The organism is Endozoicomonas sp. ALC013 (genome assembly GCF_049310205.1).
Classification (GTDB): Bacteria; Pseudomonadota; Gammaproteobacteria; order Pseudomonadales; family Endozoicomonadaceae; genus Endozoicomonas.
In genome coordinates, this window is sequence record NZ_JBLYNS010000009.1 from 55,162 (window position 1) to 70,328 (window position 15,167).

Annotated in this window: 13 protein-coding genes; 6 read left to right on the forward strand and 7 right to left on the reverse strand. The window is 45.9% G+C overall.

Features of this window, described 5'->3' with window-relative positions; genetic code table 11:
* Window position 1 precedes the first annotated feature (1 nt).
* The gene (locus ACO6V1_RS03655; RefSeq protein WP_422465840.1) at window positions 2–661 is read left to right on the forward strand and encodes a hypothetical protein; all 660 of its coding nucleotides are present in this window, start codon (window positions 2–4) and stop codon (window positions 659–661) included.
* Here the strand turns inward: ACO6V1_RS03655 and ACO6V1_RS03660 are convergent.
* The 3 genes from ACO6V1_RS03660 to ACO6V1_RS03670 all read right to left on the reverse strand — a co-directional run bounded on the left by ACO6V1_RS03660 (window position 656) and on the right by ACO6V1_RS03670 (window position 3,524).
* Window positions 656–979, reverse strand: a complete 324-nt coding sequence (locus tag ACO6V1_RS03660) for an Hpt domain-containing protein (protein WP_269673297.1) — start codon at window positions 977–979, stop codon at window positions 656–658. The two genes, ACO6V1_RS03655 and ACO6V1_RS03660, sit on opposite strands and share 6 nt — an antisense overlap.
* Window positions 980–1,147: 168 nt before the next feature.
* On the reverse strand, window positions 1,148–3,064 hold the full coding sequence (locus ACO6V1_RS03665; RefSeq protein WP_422465842.1) for a DUF1631 family protein: 1,917 nt from the start codon (window positions 3,062–3,064) through the stop codon (window positions 1,148–1,150).
* A 175-nt stretch (window positions 3,065–3,239) separates the two neighbouring features.
* Window positions 3,240–3,524 carry a hypothetical protein gene (locus ACO6V1_RS03670; RefSeq protein WP_101744768.1) on the reverse strand — a complete coding sequence of 95 codons (285 nt, stop codon included), beginning with the start codon at window positions 3,522–3,524 and terminating at the stop codon, window positions 3,240–3,242.
* Window positions 3,525–3,784: 260 nt separating this feature from the next.
* Here ACO6V1_RS03670 and ACO6V1_RS03675 point away from each other — a divergent pair, with 260 nt between their 5' ends.
* Complete coding sequence (locus ACO6V1_RS03675; RefSeq protein WP_163369420.1) at window positions 3,785–4,090, forward strand: hypothetical protein; 306 nt, start codon at window positions 3,785–3,787, stop codon at window positions 4,088–4,090.
* A gap of 93 nt (window positions 4,091–4,183) precedes the next feature.
* Complete coding sequence (locus ACO6V1_RS03680) at window positions 4,184–5,089, forward strand: TIGR01212 family radical SAM protein (RefSeq protein WP_422449498.1); 906 nt, start codon at window positions 4,184–4,186, stop codon at window positions 5,087–5,089.
* A gap of 460 nt (window positions 5,090–5,549) precedes the next feature.
* On the opposite strand, the gene ACO6V1_RS03685 is transcribed toward ACO6V1_RS03680, so the two are convergent.
* Window positions 5,550–7,253 (reverse strand): serpin family protein, encoded by a 1,704-nt coding sequence (locus tag ACO6V1_RS03685; protein ID WP_422449496.1) that lies wholly within the window; start codon window positions 7,251–7,253, stop codon window positions 5,550–5,552.
* Between the two features lie 723 nt (window positions 7,254–7,976).
* Here ACO6V1_RS03685 and ACO6V1_RS03690 point away from each other — a divergent pair.
* Complete coding sequence (locus ACO6V1_RS03690; RefSeq protein ID WP_163369423.1) at window positions 7,977–8,492, forward strand: GNAT family N-acetyltransferase; 516 nt, start codon at window positions 7,977–7,979, stop codon at window positions 8,490–8,492.
* Window positions 8,493–8,889: 397 nt separating this feature from the next.
* Here the strand turns inward: ACO6V1_RS03690 and sctV are convergent, their stop codons facing one another.
* The 3 genes from sctV to ACO6V1_RS03705 are packed head-to-tail and all read right to left on the reverse strand — an operon-like array spanning window position 8,890 to window position 11,794.
* Entirely contained in the window at window positions 8,890–10,971 is a 2,082-nt protein-coding gene (gene sctV, locus ACO6V1_RS03695; RefSeq protein ID WP_101744773.1) for a type III secretion system export apparatus subunit SctV, read from the reverse strand.
* Window positions 10,972–11,014: 43 nt separating this feature from the next.
* A complete protein-coding gene (locus ACO6V1_RS03700) occupies window positions 11,015–11,308 on the reverse strand; it encodes a hypothetical protein (RefSeq protein WP_269673303.1) in 294 nt (97 codons plus the stop codon).
* Between the two features lie 12 nt (window positions 11,309–11,320).
* Entirely contained in the window at window positions 11,321–11,794 is a 474-nt protein-coding gene (locus tag ACO6V1_RS03705) for a hypothetical protein (RefSeq protein ID WP_422449493.1), read from the reverse strand.
* Between the two features lie 160 nt (window positions 11,795–11,954).
* Here ACO6V1_RS03705 and sctC point away from each other — a divergent pair, with 160 nt between their 5' ends.
* Together sctC and yvcK are read left to right on the forward strand one after the other, a co-directional pair.
* Entirely contained in the window at window positions 11,955–14,159 is a 2,205-nt protein-coding gene (gene sctC, locus ACO6V1_RS03710; RefSeq protein ID WP_422460882.1) for a type III secretion system outer membrane ring subunit SctC, read from the forward strand.
* Window positions 14,160–14,251: 92 nt separating this feature from the next.
* Window positions 14,252–15,166 carry a uridine diphosphate-N-acetylglucosamine-binding protein YvcK gene (gene yvcK, locus ACO6V1_RS03715; protein WP_422465844.1) on the forward strand — a complete coding sequence of 305 codons (915 nt, stop codon included), beginning with the start codon at window positions 14,252–14,254 and terminating at the stop codon, window positions 15,164–15,166.
* Window position 15,167: the final 1 nt, after the last annotated feature.

Here is a 15,167-nt window from a genome sequence, read left to right on the forward strand (position 1 = left end):
CATGCAATCTATTGTTCAATCGCTACACTTTTTTGCCCGTTATGGCTTGAGCCTGACGGTTTTGTTTCTATTGTCTGCTATCCCCTCTGAAATCGCAGGCTTTTACCTCCAACAGTCTTTTGCTGGCAATAGCGAGATAAGTGGTGGGTTTGCAGATCTGTTTGCATCAGTGTTGATAGAACCGCTGGCCACGGGGGCAGCGATTTTCTTTATTGAGAGTCGTGATCAGGGCGAGAAGCTAAGCCTTTATGACAGTTTAATAAAGTCGGCGGGTATCTATTTTCCGTTGGCGACCAGTTACCTGATCGTGTTTGTATTAGTCATGCTTGGGTTTAGCCTCTACCTGATACCGGGATTTTATCTGCTGTACAAACTAATGTTTGTGGAGTTTCGGGTTGCCCTTAAGGGTGAGCCTCCAGTGGAGGCTATTCAGGCAAGCTTTAATCAGACGAAGCAGCAGTGGTCCCTGTTATTACTGCCTTTTACTGTATTGCTGTTCACTCTGCTGTTCTCACAATTCCTTATTAGCTATCTATTGACGAGCCCTGAGAATGTACTGTGGTTACAGGTTATTGGTGGTGTTCTGGAAGCGCCCTTTATGGCGTTTGCCGTTGTGGTTGGCTTTCGGCTGTTCAGCTTGACCAGTCAGCGGCCTTTATAGTTTGGGATATAGGGCTTCGATACTGTTAAACGTATGCTGCAGTTCAAGAAAAAGAGGGTCATAACGTTCCGGTTCCACTTGTTGGCCTGACTGCTCCAGGTCTCCGGCAAGTATTGCCAGTTGCTCCGCCCCGACGATTGCAGCACCACCTTTAATCCGGTGGGCAAAGTTGACAATAAGGGGCGTTTGCTGATTGTTGACCGCTGCTTTCAAATTCAGGATGTCTTCCCGGGTGCTCTGAAAAAATGTTGATAACAACTCTTCCAGCAGGACTTCATCACCGTCGGTGATTTGATGTAAATTTTCCAGATTGATCATAAAAACTTCCTGTACAAATTAAAGATAAATTAGTTTTTCGCCATTAAGCGCCAGTGCTTTAGTCAGCAGCCTGTTCCATAACGGATGTCTTTACCGGTGTTGCGATAAACAGGCCTGAAAAGTTCTCACCTTTTTCACTGCTTGCTTTAGTCATCCGTGGCAGCGTCGTTACAAATGTCTTTTGAATCGCTTAAGGACAGCCTGGATAGCCCGGTCGAACACGGGATTCTCTTCCATAATACGGACAGAACCGTCTTTAATTTCCTTTTTGAGTTCGCTTCCAGAGCGCTCCGCAACACGCATCCCCGAGCTGTTGACAAAAATATATCGATGACGGTCTTTACTGAGCCGGGCAAGTTTGCAGCTGAGGCGGTGTGAGTCACCTTCGCCAATAAACTCAACCCACTGGCCCGGGTAAAGTCCATCAATAATGACCGGGGTAAATGCAGGTAAATGCTCCTGAGTATCAGCCACTTCGGTCTGTTCATCCGGAAGCAGCTCAAGCTCCTGAGGGGGATTGGTTGCCTCTGGGGCGGGTTCAGACTGGAGCGAATCTTTCAGACTGAGCCCGGACTGTTCGCAGGAAAGAATTATCTCCTCCGAGTCTTCTTCCGTAAGACTTTCTGTCTTAAAGTCAATGGCATGGTCATCGTCGGAGTCTGTTGCCTGAACCTCTTCTGGTGGTTCGTTGAGTGCAGCAGGATGACTTTTTGCACTCTCAGGCTCTGGTTCCAGAATGATATCCAGATTGGTTTGAAATCCATCAAGACAATCCTGAAATACATCCGGGTTTTCACTGTGGTCAGAGATGATGGTGCGTACAGTATGCTCAATCAGTAGCAGCACATGTTTGCTCAGTTGAGAATCCCGGCAATACAGCATGCCTGCAGACGTTAAGTCATTTAATAAGAGACGGGCCGGGTGCTTTTTATCGGTTAAAAAAGCATCGTTCAGAATCGCCTGTTTTAAAATCGGGATTTGCAATAGGGCTATGGTTTTTTTTACGTCATCAGGCAGGTTGTGATCATCCAGAATGAACTCAAACAACCAGCCGACCATATTGATAAGGTCTTCATGATGGCGTGAGAGTTTTGAATTAACGCCTTGTATTTCCAGGGCATCTACGACCGAGGTGTGCAGGTTTCTTATTGACACGTGCTGCTCAAGAACATCCAGTTGCAGTGAGCTGAGGACACTGGCCAGATCAATAGCCTTGACCCGGTTAGCTTTGGCCTCAGGGATGAGTTCATCTTCCGCAAGCATGTCTTCCAGCCGGGATACCAGCTTCTCAGCAAAACTATCCAGAAACTGAGGGTTTCCCATATCTGAATAGTAACTCTGCTGAGGCGCTGGTTGTGTTTGATCTGTGGGGCGGGATGTAGATAGTGGATGATGGGGTGGGCCGGAGGCCGGGTTTGCTTTCAATCGCTCAACCGGAGATGAATGTTTGGGGCCCAGCCCTTTATGGATCATTAACTGGTCGACTTTAAGCCAGAGCTCATCAGCCGCATTATTAAGATGACTGGCAAACCAGCAAAATAATTGTTGTTCAATATCACGGTCTGGATGGAGACTTTCCAGAGCCATGGCAAAACTTTCGCAGATGCGCTCCGGGGTGGCAGGATAAGTACCGTCATGCCGGGGATAGGTGCTCTCAAGACTGCTTTTGATTCGGCAAATACGTTCAGAGTTGTTACTGCTCTCAAAATTGTTGGTTGCAGAAAGCCAGAGGAGTTGGTGATCAAGTTCAGAATTGTCGAGTAATTCAAGGGTTAAGACACCTTCTTGTGGTGCGGGCTGTTCACTGTCTGCACTGGTCAAATGATCGAGGAAGCTTTTCTTGATGAAAGATTCAGACTTTGTCAAACGGTTTTTGATATCGATCCAGCGCATCATATCCTGATCGTTTTTGATATCCTCCAGATTAGTATTTAATTTGGTAAGTAGAACAGGAAACAGCGTGTCGGACTCGGGGTAAATAATTTCTTGGACCAACTGATTTAATTCAGAAAAAAAAACACTTTGCAGTGGCTTGTTATCACCACCTGGGCTGAGCGGAAAAATGCTGGAAGGCTGAATTGACATGCTGGCCACATCCCTGTACTGCACAATGTCATCTGCAGGGTATGGAATACCCGCAGAGACCACCCATATCACTTTACTAAATATAATTATATTGAGAACTTTTGATTATATTAAGTAGCTATTAATGGGGCGTTTTAACTACCTTCGGCCAAAAAAATGACATCGGGTCAGAGTGCTATCCCTGTCTGAGTTCTTTGGCTATTTCCCTGGCTTTATCAAGGGCTTTGTTGAAGCCGTTTTTAAACAGGTTTTCACGAATCTGTCGCTGAAGTTCTTCCGGCGTAATCTCTCCATCTTCCACCGCTGTTTCAGCAAGCTTATTGTCCTCCTTGTTTTTTACCAGGTTTGAAAACTCCTGTGACTGCATCGGATCAATACGATCTACCGGTTTGACATTACCTACCTGGCCCGAGTTATCAGAGGGTAGGTTTTCGACATCCTTATTGGTAATAAGTGACATGGTCTGGCTCTCCGTTGCCCAGTGCAAGCTGGCTGCTGATAATTGATGAGAATATCGCCATATCTGGCGGCATTGTCAGCTAATGCTTTAATCCTTATAAAGCTCAGTTTAGATTATGAACAGAGATTATAAAAAGGTAGAAGGCCCGGTTTTTTGTTTGATAATGCCTACTGACTGAATGAGCTGACAGCTGGTCTGAAGATCGTAAAGCCACCTGTATCACCGCCGACAACTGAAACTAGTACAGCCGGGAGAATACTATGAGCGGTGAGCATTTTACGTTAACGATCAGTCAAAGCACGTCTGATGCCGGCGATTTTGCCATACATATGAAAGAACCTGATAAACCTGAGCAGTTGTTAGTTCATTTAAGGTTTATGCCATTGGCTATGTTCGATGAGGCGTATCTGGATGATCTTGTCGGTGTGATGGCAAGGAAGCTGGCAAAAAGAATAATTGAATGGCGTGTAGCTCCCGATGACCCTGATGCAATGGATGCCTGTCAAAATGAGGCTCGTGCCGTCGTTCAGGAAGCTTTGGAAAAAATGAAAAAAAATTCAGGCTAAGCATTGGCCATTAAGTCATGCGTTAAACTCCCTATAGGCTAAACAGGGGGCTGTCGGTATTTTGTAGCGTTTTTGATAACGAAATAACTCGCTATGGACATGACCCGCTTCGTGAATACTTTTGGCCGTTACCTTCGGCAGAAGTACGGAGAAAAAGTACACAAAGTTTCGGTGAATGCGTCGTTTACCTGCCCAAACCGTGATGGTACTAAAGGTATTGGTGGTTGTACGTTTTGTAATAACGCTTCCTTCAGTCCTGGCAGCACTAAAGCGGGAGAAATTTCTGAGCAGATTCGACAGGCTCAGGAAAAGGTGAGTGCCCGAACGGGTGCCAGAAAGTTTATCGCTTATTTTCAGTCCTACAGTAATACCTACGGTGCTCCGGAAGATCTCAGGCGCTATTATGATGAGGCCCTGGCTCAGCCCGGTGTGATAGGGCTTGCCGTGGGAACCCGGCCTGACTGTGTGCCGGATCCGGTGTTACAACTGTTGTCGGATTATCAGGCGCAGGGGTATGAGGTCTGGCTGGAACTGGGCCTTCAATCAAGCTTTGATCCTACGCTTGAAGCCATTAACCGAGGCCATAACTTCAGCGATTATGAAGATGCAGTGATCCGAGCCAAACGCTATGGTCTGAAGTTGTGTACTCATCTGATCGTTGGCCTTCCGGGGGAAGAACCTGAAGACAGTCTGGTAAGTTTTGACCGGGTTATTGCTTTAGGTGTTGATGCCATCAAGATTCACCCACTTCACATCGTTAAAGGCACTCAACTGGCCCGACAATGGCGTAAAGAGCAGGTCCGGGAGTTATCCATGGAATCCTACACGGATGTGCTGACAAAGATGATCGTTCGGGCTCCAGAGGGATTACTGTTCCATCGACTGACCGGTTCCGGGGAAAGGCAATACCTGCTTTCACCAGAATGGGCAATGTATAAGTGGGACGTACTTGCCATGCTGTATAAAAAGTTAGAAGCAAATTGTCAGACATCCAATTGAGTCAGTGAATCAGCGCAGTTAGTTGGTAAACGGCGGAAAATAATCAACTACGCCACCAGATAAGTGATTAGCAGGATTGTTCTGGTTGTGATAGCTGATTAAAACATTTGTCCAGCTCTGTTACTCTGTCAGCCTAAGCCTGGCTCATTTTATGGGTTGGTTCCCGCTAAGGAGGGAGCTGCCCCTTCATTCGTTCTCTGGCTCCCTGAAAACACTGTGATAGTTGACTGCATTGCTTGCCAGTTTTTTGCCACGAGTCAGTGGTTTCATAGCCAGCTCCTGACCACGCACCCTATCTACCTGCTTTGCTTTCTTTTAAGCCCAGACCATAAGCACAGCGAGATTGACGTGATGAGAGCAAAGTATGATTTTAGTCAGGGTGAAAAAAAACTTACGCCAAGCAGCTGAAAAAAGCAGATGACCATTCGCATCGATGAGGATGTGATTGATCATTTTAATGCTATGAGCGTTTATAGTGAAATAATTTTTCTAACAGTTGGGTAGTGAGCGGCTCATTTACCACTGTGCAGATTCCAAAATTATGTTTTCCCAAAGCATTAAAATCTACAGCGCTGACACGATCGCTTAGATTACTTGCTTTGGTGAAATCAATTATTCTTTGCATGAGTATTTGGGCTTGATTAAAATCTTGGACCTGAATGAGCAGCTTTTGATTATTTTGGTAGTAATAGGCTCCAAGAATGTTCAATTTATTATCGCCGTTCAGTATCATTTGTATTATTTTAGATATTAAAAAGTTCTGAACGAGATGTTTCGGATTGTCCTGAAATAATTTGTCAGAATTTTTTAAAGATTCATCTCCATTGTCATTTTTTGCAGGTCTGAAAAGTGAATCAGTATCCACAGTACTCCCCTGATGAGCTTGCACAGATCTGGCGCTCAGGGAGGGAGGCTGAACTTCTTTACTTCTTGCAGGGACAAGATAGCTTGCATCCTTGATTATCGATTCAAGCAACAGATGTTTACCATTATCGTCCTTAACAATAATCGCAATATAGCCGGGGCAGTCAAAATTGAATGGTTCTGGTGGCTCGAAATTACCCCCCCGGTATTTCCTGTTAACGGCTGTTGTTGAAACAACCTCGGCACCCTCTTCATCAATGATGGCATGAATTTTTTGACGCATGTCCAGATGATCATGCCTTGTTTTACCTAGTTTCGATAACATGTCTGCCGTTATTTTAATATCACTGAGCTTGCCAATTTCGTTAAGTAATGAAGTGTCAGTACTGTCTATTTTCATTTTAGGCAGTTTTAAGGTGATTTTTTGCTCTTTCGCTTCCAGTGATTGGTCAATCAGTTGGTAAAGTGTTTCAGTATCAAGATGATTAATACCAGTTGATGAACTGTTGACAGGTGTTATTGCAACAAAATAAAGCTTTGCGGTGTCGTGTTGGAATGGTTTTGCGATCGCCGCATAATCCTTTGTAAAGGCATATTTTAAATTCATGGGTTCAGATTTCATCATTTCGACTTCGGCTATCTTGCCATCTGAACACTTAAATCTGGAGGGTGCAGTTTTAAATTTATCAAAAGCATCAGCCCAAATCGTTTCTAAACAAACAACATTACCCATAGAGACGTTGACATCATCACGTTCATCAGGGGTGAACAAGCTGGATATGCGACCTTTGGTTATAGATTTGATGAATGTATCAGTCACATCGGCTACTTTGTCATGTGCCGTAATTTCCAGTTTCATTGTGTTGTAATATTTGGACAAAATTTTAGTAAGGTTACTATCATGACAATGATCCTCTGAAGCAAAATAGTTCACAATAAAACTCTGTGAGTTCTTATCGACAGTGTAATTCAGGCAGAATTGACCCAGTTGTTTGTGGATTTCTTTTTCCAGTGCGGTTGTTAATCGAAGGGGTTGGTTTGTCATGCCCAGAATTTTTTCCTTCACGCCAGCATCATCAATGGCAGCCAACAACATGCCCAGTGCTGAAGCCAGGCTTTCGGTGGATAACGCTGTGCTGCGATTGCCAGCAGGATCTATTAGTGCAAAGGATAATTGCCGAATGCGGTTCTGAACAATAGTTTTTGCACAATCACTGAGGTCGTCAGGTTGAGTTTCGTTGATGATAACTTCCTGGACTCCGTAAGGATTAACGGGGAAAGTACTGGCTGAATTGATCATTATAATATTTCCTTGTTTAAGATTTATTATCTTGGACAGCTTTCCGAGGTTTAAGGTTCCAAAAACTGACCACAGTTAATCATTTGCTTTCATGTAAGTCACTAACAGGTTTGTTGATGATGCTAACCTTGATTTTGCTGGCAGCAATTGTTGATGTTCTGTTGATTTGGATAAATTGGTGCGTTTGTTCGGTTAATATGTCTTGCACCTACGTAAGAGAAAAAGCAAACAGTAAATCTATGAATGAGTCTGAATCTCTTTTGGCAGAAAGATATTCATGCGGTTGTTTTAATTTCTTGCTGAGTGATATCCTCTAAAAATACAGGATTACGGGGCTGTTAATTCCCCTATTATTATCAATGCTTTAGAATAGTTTGTGTTGGGTTAGTAAGAGTCATTGAGTTTTAAAGATGGTTTGGAGTTTTCTTGTTATGAAATTATATAAATGTCTTTAATAAGAAATAAGAATAATAAAATCCTCCGGGTTTTGAAGGAAAAGTTATATTTGATATTATAATTCATCTGCAAAGATGTTCGGGGCTTTCATCTTGAAGTCCCCTTTACAAAATCAAGCCTGCTAAATGGATTAGATAAACTTAAACTTCAGCTTGGTTGGATAATCCTCGGCACATCAAGTCCTATCAATGGGTTACAGGTATATCAATAAAGCCCATGGTACTTTTGCCGATGTTTTACCTGATAGCTGACTATCAGGATAATGATATGCATATAGACTTGGGTAATGGTTACTGCCTCAGAAGGTTCCTTTATGGCGATGCGATCTCTCTGGCCAAACATGGTAACAACGCCAAGATAGCCAGAAACCTTCGGGATACTTTTCCACACCCTTATACCATAGAGCATGCGAGAGCCTGGGTTCAGCATGTCAAGGAGCATGAGACCAGAACCCGCTTTGCTATTGACTGTGGTGGTGAGGCTATTGGTGAGATCGGGTTTGTTGTTCAGCTGGATGTTCATCGCTTTGGCGCAGAGATTGGCTTTTGGGTGTCAGAGGATCATTGGGGTAAAGGCATTATGACCGAAGCACTCTCTTATGTGTGCCAGTATGCATTTGATGAGATGGGGCTGGTTCGTATTTTTGCTGATGTGCAGGCCGGGAATGATGGCTCTCGCCGTGTGCTGGAGAAGTGTGGCTTTGAGCTTGAAGGTGTGATGAAAAAGCATGTCTATAAAGAAGAGCAGTTTATTGACCAACTGGTTTTTGCGTTAGTTCGTTAATCGTTCTTTTTCTCTGCTTCTCCTTCTTTCGTACAGCATAACTTCTACCCCGTTCTGGGTTAGAAGCTATGCTGTACGAAAGTAAGAGAGAAAAAATAAGAGCTGATTTGATTGCTATCGGAGATTTTGCGCAGAAAGCATACCTGCCAATTCTTACTGAGCACTCCACTCATCATCCGTCCATAACGCCTGTTCTCTACCTCGAAGCAGTGATTTAATCAATGAAATTCAAAGTAAATATCGGCTAATTAACTTTTGCGGTGGTGATAAGCCGCTGATTCATTTTAATGGGGATGTTGATTAAAGGTGCGATTGTCAGAAACATCCGTCCTCATCTACTGGCTGATACCAACTGCCAGCAGATTGAGAAGCACCTCCGGTACGGTTATGACCTTGCTTACAGGGAGATACGGCCCAGTGGTTGAACGGTAATCTCTTCCGTTAACTCCTGGTGTGAAAGCACTGCCAGGTCATACACTTCCAGCTCCAGAAGTTTTCGGACATAGCGGCGTATATCCATCGAAGTAATCAGGACGGGCTTATGCTCAAGATGGCCGATTTTGCCAACAGAGTGTTTAACATTTTCCACAAACTGGGCAGAGGTCGATGGGTCAAGCGCCAGGTAGCTGCCTGCTGAAGTCTGGCGGATACCGGAGCGGATGGTATCTTCGACATCCTGGTCAAGCAGGTATACTGGCAGCATATTTTTGCCGTTAGAGTATTTGTAGCTGATGTAGCGCTTTAATGATGAGCGGACATACTCGGTTAACTGAACCACCTCTTTCTCCTTGTGTCCCCAGACAACCAGGGATTGCAGGATGGAGCGGAGGTTCCTGATGGAAATATCTTCGGATACCAGGCGCTGGAATATCTCGGTGATCTTGTTAACAGGTAACAGCCTTTGGACTTCCTTAATCAGTTCGCCAAAACTGCTTTCCATTTTTTCCAGCAGGTAGCGTGTTTCCTGAATGCCCACAAAATCTTCAGCATATTTTTTCAGGACATGTGCCAGGTGGTACGTCAGGATTTTTGAGGAATCCATAAAGTTGACATTGTTGCGCTCAAGTTTGTCCTGCTGGCCTTCAATGACCCAGAGAGAGTCCAGGCTGGGCAGAAACGGATCGCCAACTTCATAAGGGATCTTCAGCATGTCCAGATGTTCATTACTCTCTCTCACGAACAGCGAGCCTGGTTTGAAATAGCCCGATGCGACGGGAACTTCCTGCAGCAGTATGCTGTAGGTGTTCTCATCCATGGCGTCATTAAACCGCAGATGTATACCGGGAAAGGGAACCCCGAGATCCATGTACAGTGATTTCCGGACTTTAAGCAGCTCTTCATTCAGGGAGGTTGTGTTCAGGCTTTTCTGAACAGAGGTAGGGACATCAATAATCAAGGGCAGAGTCTGGGTGAACTCTTCCTGCTGATCCAATCTGGATTTGGCCTCACTGGGTGATTCTGTTGCTGCGGCCATGGCCGGAATGCCGCCATCTTCCTCAGCTGTCCGGGCTTTTTCCACTTTCCTCATCAGAAAGTAGCCACCGCCACCAATGGCAGCAGCAAGAGCCATGAAAGTCAGTGTCGGGAAGCCGGGGATCAGGGCGAAGCCGAGTAACAGTGCTCCGCCAACCATTAGGGCCTTTGGTTTATCGGTAAGCTGAGTGCCTATCTCATTACCAAGGTCCTTGGCATCTTCGTTGGATACACGGGTGACTATAATACCGGCGGTAATGGATATCAGCAGGGCTGGTATCTGGGAGATAAGTCCATCCCCTACGGTTAAGATGGCGTAGAGCTGGAGAGCTTCACCGCCACTCATACCATTACCGGTACCGATAGCGACACCAGCAGTAATGTTGACAAAGATGATGATCAAACCGGCAATGGCATCACCTTTTACGAACTTCATGGCTCCATCCATCGAACCAAACAGCTGGCTTTCTTTGGTCACCAGCTCACGACGGCGCTGGGCTTCTTCCATTTCGATGGCCCCGGCCCGAAGGTCAGCATCGATACTCATCTGCTTGCCAGGCATACCGTCCAGAGAGAAACGGGCGCTGACTTCTGCTACACGTTCCGAACCCTTGGTGATGACCAGGAATTGGACAATGGTGATGATAAGGAAGATAACGACACCAACGACCAGGTTACCCCCTACCACAAAGTTACCGAAGGTATAGACAATCTCACCGGCATCTGCCTGAAGAAGGATCAGACGGGTAGTGGTAATGGACAGAGCCAGACGGAAGAGGGTCGTTATCAGCAACACCCCCGGAAAGGATGAGAATTCCAGGGGCGACTTCAGGTAGATGGAGGTCATCAGAAGTATGGTGGAAATCCCCATGTTCAATGCAATAAGGAAGTCCACCAGGGGGGTTGGCATGGGCAGAATAATAAGCCCGATGATGGATACCAGCAGGCCTGCCAGTACCAGATCATTTCTGCCGCCAAAATTCAGCCCGGGTAACAGTTGTGCCATGAGAGGTGCGCCGCTGCTATGGGGCTGGCTATGGTCTTGAAGATCAGCGGCTCAGTGCAGCTTTTCTCTTCTTGAGCAGGGCTCGCCCCTTGATCCATTTAATAGCCCGAATATCACCACCGGGCTTTGCGTATTTTAGAAAATTATCGGCTGCGCGAATGGATTCTTCAGGCCGTTCTGCCTGTAAGTAGGCGTAGCTGAGCATGCGATAAATATCGGGGTTTTTCTTGTCTATTGACATCAGTGCTTCTAACAGAGCGATGGATTTTCTGGGCTGCTGGTATTCAAGATAATAGGACGCCTGTGACAGCATCCAGGTTTTTAATGACTTATCCATTTCACTCATCCTTTAGCTGGCAATCAATACATTACGGCACATCATTAAATATTCACTGTCGGCTTTGGCTTTTTCGATGACTGACAAAGCTTCTTTCATTCTTTTGGCGTGACCGCTATTCTCAGGCAGTTGCTTTAAAAAGTCGGAAAAAGAGTCCATGGCATCCTGTGTGAAGCGGTAATGCTCCTCCGGGCTTGAAGGGATATTCTGACCGGAAACCTTAGTCGCAAACTCAAATTCAAGGCGCTCATAATTTCGGTTCATTTCCAGAGTCTTCCAAGTGTGACAAACAACATTTTTACCGGAGGTTCTGAAATTTGATTTTGATTTAGGATAGTCTGAGTGCACTAAAGCACTGTCGATCCGTGAAATGCCTGAAATACCGTTACCGAAAGAAACTGGTGCTGCCATGATAAAGTCCGCCTGATAATTTAATCCTTTCGTTCTATCGGCGTGTGTACAAAGTGATAAATGGATTTTTCTCATGTTAATTATTTTTTTGACGAAATACTGGTGAATCCGGTTTGTTTTCCGATAAACTGGTTTGTAACGAACGTTTATTGACACTCTCGACTTTACAAGGCATCTATTCATTAAGGGCTGTTGAATAAGCTGGAGCAGACATGAGCATGGAGGCACGCGTCTGATGGGCTTTATAAGAAATACCCTGATAATCCTGTCCCTTTTACTGGCGATTACCTTTCAGGCGCTGGCGAACTGGTCATCTGAAGAGCCACAAACCAGAAAACATTTAGTGCGTCCCAACGAGACTCTGGAAGTGATTGCCGGAAGCTACGGGTTTGAGGTGAATGAGCTTGCCCGCTATAACAAACTGGATACTACCCAGGCCTTACGGGTAGGACAGATTATCTATTTTCCATCCGACATCGTGTCGGAACAGCCTGACCGTCCTTCAGCTGAGCCGGGGAGAGCCCTGGACGCCAGAGTTTTTCCCGATTCCGCCGGGGACCCTGTTTCCTGGGGGAGACCATTGGATGCCAGGGCGTTTCCCAGGCCAGATGGCTCATCTGTTGATGCCGAAAGAGCACGACTAATGCCATATATAAATGATGGGCAACTGTCCGGGAAAGGGACGAGTTTTTCCCAGTATGGTAGTCAAACTCATTATGCAGCCACATCTGACTTTGATTATAACTTTGCCCAGAAAGACGACCGTCAACAGGCAAATCAAGCTTCAACCAACCCCTACATGATGCGACAACATACACCATCCGGAAATGGTATGGTTCTTTCTGCAGAGGATGCCATTCAGGATGCGATTGATGATTTTGAAGGTACCATTGGTGATGACGAATCACCTGCCCTGGCAGCGTTTGGTGCGCGCCCGTATGCGTATTTTGGCAATGGCGACAGTTTGAAGGAAGTATTGCAGAATTTTGCAGGTAGTTATTATATGCCATCCATCATAGCGGATACGGTGGTTGGAGAGGTTAATGGCAAGATTGGTCCTATGACCCCTGTTGATTTCCTGGATCACCTGGCCAATATCTATGGTTTTATCTGGTATTTTGATGGGCATACCCTGTTTGTTTATGATGGCAGCTCCTCCAGCCAGCAGATTATCAGCTTAAACTATTTACCAATAAAGCAGCTGAAGAAAACCCTGAAAAAGATTGGTATCTGGGACGGTCGCTTTTTCTGGAAGGAACAGCCGAAAGAGGGGCTTGTCTTTATTTCCGGGCCTCCCCGTTATATCGAGCTGGTGTCTCAGACAGCGCTGCTGCTTGATGCGAAAGAGGGGGAGCGTCAGAAGAGTAAGCTGACGGTTCGCACTTTTCCGCTCAAATATGCCTGGGCAACTGATAAGTCATTCAGCTTCAGAGGTCAGCAACTGACAGTCCCCGGCGTCGCCACGATTCTGACCAGAATTATTAAAGGTGGCGGTGTCGCCCAGGTGACCAAACAGGGATTGCCTAACCCATCGGTGACTCCGGCAGAGAGTGTCAGCAGATCCGGTGAACCCGGCATGAAAGATGGCTCTGAATCATCCGCAGGAGACCCGCTGAATGCCGGTGCAGAAGCCGATGAAGTCTATATCAATGCTGATCCGCGACTGAATGCGATCATTGTGCATGATCTTGAATCCAAGATGCCAATGTATGAAGAACTGGTGGCTTCTCTTGATAAACCGACATCGCAGATAGAGATCAGTGTTTCAATTATTGATATCAATACACAGGATCTGAAAGCTCTGGGAGTTGACTGGACTAATTCCGGTAGCTCAAGTGACACCGAGTTTACTTTTAAACCCTTTCCAAATGGTGCCCCGACGCCAAACTATACAACCATTGTCTCCAGCGCTCTTGGATCTTTTAATGCAAATTTACAGCTACTGGCTGATGAAGGGAGAGTCAAAATTGTTTCCAGGCCGTCTATCCTGACACTCGATAACATAGAAGCCATTCTCGATAACAGCAGTACTTTCTATGTTTCAGTGGCCAGCAATGAAGACTCTGAACTATTCCCGGTAACATCAGGTACAGTTGTTCAGGTTACCCCAAGAATTGTTCGTGAAGAGCAGGGCCGACGTATTCATATGAGCGTTAATATTCAGGATGGTACAGGAAGTCAGGGTACAGAAGACGTCGGCAATAAACTACCGGCAGTGACTAACAGCTCAATTAATACTCAGGCTATCATCAGTGAACAGGAGAGCCTGTTAATCGGTGGCTTCTATAAAGAGCAGGATGAAGCAAAGCTTACCAAAGTTCCGTTGCTGGGCGATATTCCGGTTCTTGGCCATTTGTTCCGTGCAGAGTCAAAGTCAAAGATTAAACAGGTACGTTTATTCCTGATAACACCACGCATCATAGGTTCAACACAAACCTGATATCGGTTAAAGGAGATCATTTTCGTAATGGCTGAGCAGTTAGCAGACAATGATCTTCTAGACCGTATTTTATACGTCTAAAAGAACTTGCCATGTATTCTGTCAAAACGCTTTATCAGTGTCGCCGGATTGTTGCCATCGGTGGTGGGCATGGCCTTGGTCGGGTCATGGCAAGCCTGGGATTTCTCGGTGGGCACCTGTCAGGCGTTGTTGCAACTACGGATGATGGCGGGTCAACGGGACGACTCAGGGATGGCAGTGGCTGTATTGCCTGGGGAGATCTCAGGAATTGCCTTAACCAGCTGTGTTCGGATACCCCAAACCTTGCTCGGATTCTCTTTGAGTACCGCTTTAAAAATAGCGGTGATATCAGTGGGCACAACCTCGGTAACCTGATTTTACTGGCAATGGATCAGATGTGTGTTCGCCCACTGGATGCCATAAACCTGATTCGCCAGATGTTACAGGTCGGTGCAGAGTTGATACCCATGTCAGAAGAGCCTGCCCGCCTTGGTGCTATTGTGGGTGGTCAGGAAGTGGTCGGTGAAACGACCATTGATGCTTTGGAGAAGTGCCCGGAGAAGTTGATGATTCTGCCTGCGATTCAGCCGACGGATGAAGCAGTCGCCAGAATAAAAGAGTCCGATATGATTATTTTAGGACCGGGTAGTTTCATGACCAGCATCTTACCGGCGATCTTGATGCCAGAGGTTGCCGAAAGTATTGGTAACAGCAAGGCCCTGAAAGTCTTTGTGGGTAACATTAATCAGGAAGTGTCGGCTGTCGGAAAAATGTCCATCAGCGATAAACTGTCATGGATGAGTGACATGACGGGCGTATATCCAGACGTGCTGCTGTGGCCTGCGGAGAATGAACCACCGGAAAACCTCCGATGCGATATACACACCATGCCATTGGCTGATACCCACCAGCCGGGCGTGCATAGCCGGGAGGCCTTAAGGCAAGGCCTGGATGAGATTGCCGGTGTTTTGTTTCAGCAGAGCTGAT

Coding starts and splice junctions, on each gene's coding strand:
- ACO6V1_RS03655 (WP_422465840.1), top strand. CDS start 2: ATGCAATCTATTGTTCAATCGCTACACTTTTTTGCCCGTTATGGCTTG.
- ACO6V1_RS03660 (WP_269673297.1), bottom strand. CDS start 979: ATGATCAATCTGGAAAATTTACATCAAATCACCGACGGTGATGAAGTC.
- ACO6V1_RS03665 (WP_422465842.1), bottom strand. CDS start 3,064: ATGTCAATTCAGCCTTCCAGCATTTTTCCGCTCAGCCCAGGTGGTGAT.
- ACO6V1_RS03670 (WP_101744768.1), bottom strand. CDS start 3,524: ATGTCACTTATTACCAATAAGGATGTCGAAAACCTACCCTCTGATAAC.
- ACO6V1_RS03675 (WP_163369420.1), top strand. CDS start 3,785: ATGAGCGGTGAGCATTTTACGTTAACGATCAGTCAAAGCACGTCTGAT.
- ACO6V1_RS03680 (WP_422449498.1), top strand. CDS start 4,184: ATGGACATGACCCGCTTCGTGAATACTTTTGGCCGTTACCTTCGGCAG.
- ACO6V1_RS03685 (WP_422449496.1), bottom strand. CDS start 7,253: ATGATCAATTCAGCCAGTACTTTCCCCGTTAATCCTTACGGAGTCCAG.
- ACO6V1_RS03690 (WP_163369423.1), top strand. CDS start 7,977: ATGCATATAGACTTGGGTAATGGTTACTGCCTCAGAAGGTTCCTTTAT.
- sctV (WP_101744773.1), bottom strand. CDS start 10,971: ATGGCACAACTGTTACCCGGGCTGAATTTTGGCGGCAGAAATGATCTG.
- ACO6V1_RS03700 (WP_269673303.1), bottom strand. CDS start 11,308: ATGGATAAGTCATTAAAAACCTGGATGCTGTCACAGGCGTCCTATTAT.
- ACO6V1_RS03705 (WP_422449493.1), bottom strand. CDS start 11,794: ATGAGAAAAATCCATTTATCACTTTGTACACACGCCGATAGAACGAAA.
- sctC (WP_422460882.1), top strand. CDS start 11,955: ATGGGCTTTATAAGAAATACCCTGATAATCCTGTCCCTTTTACTGGCG.
- yvcK (WP_422465844.1), top strand. CDS start 14,252: ATGTATTCTGTCAAAACGCTTTATCAGTGTCGCCGGATTGTTGCCATC.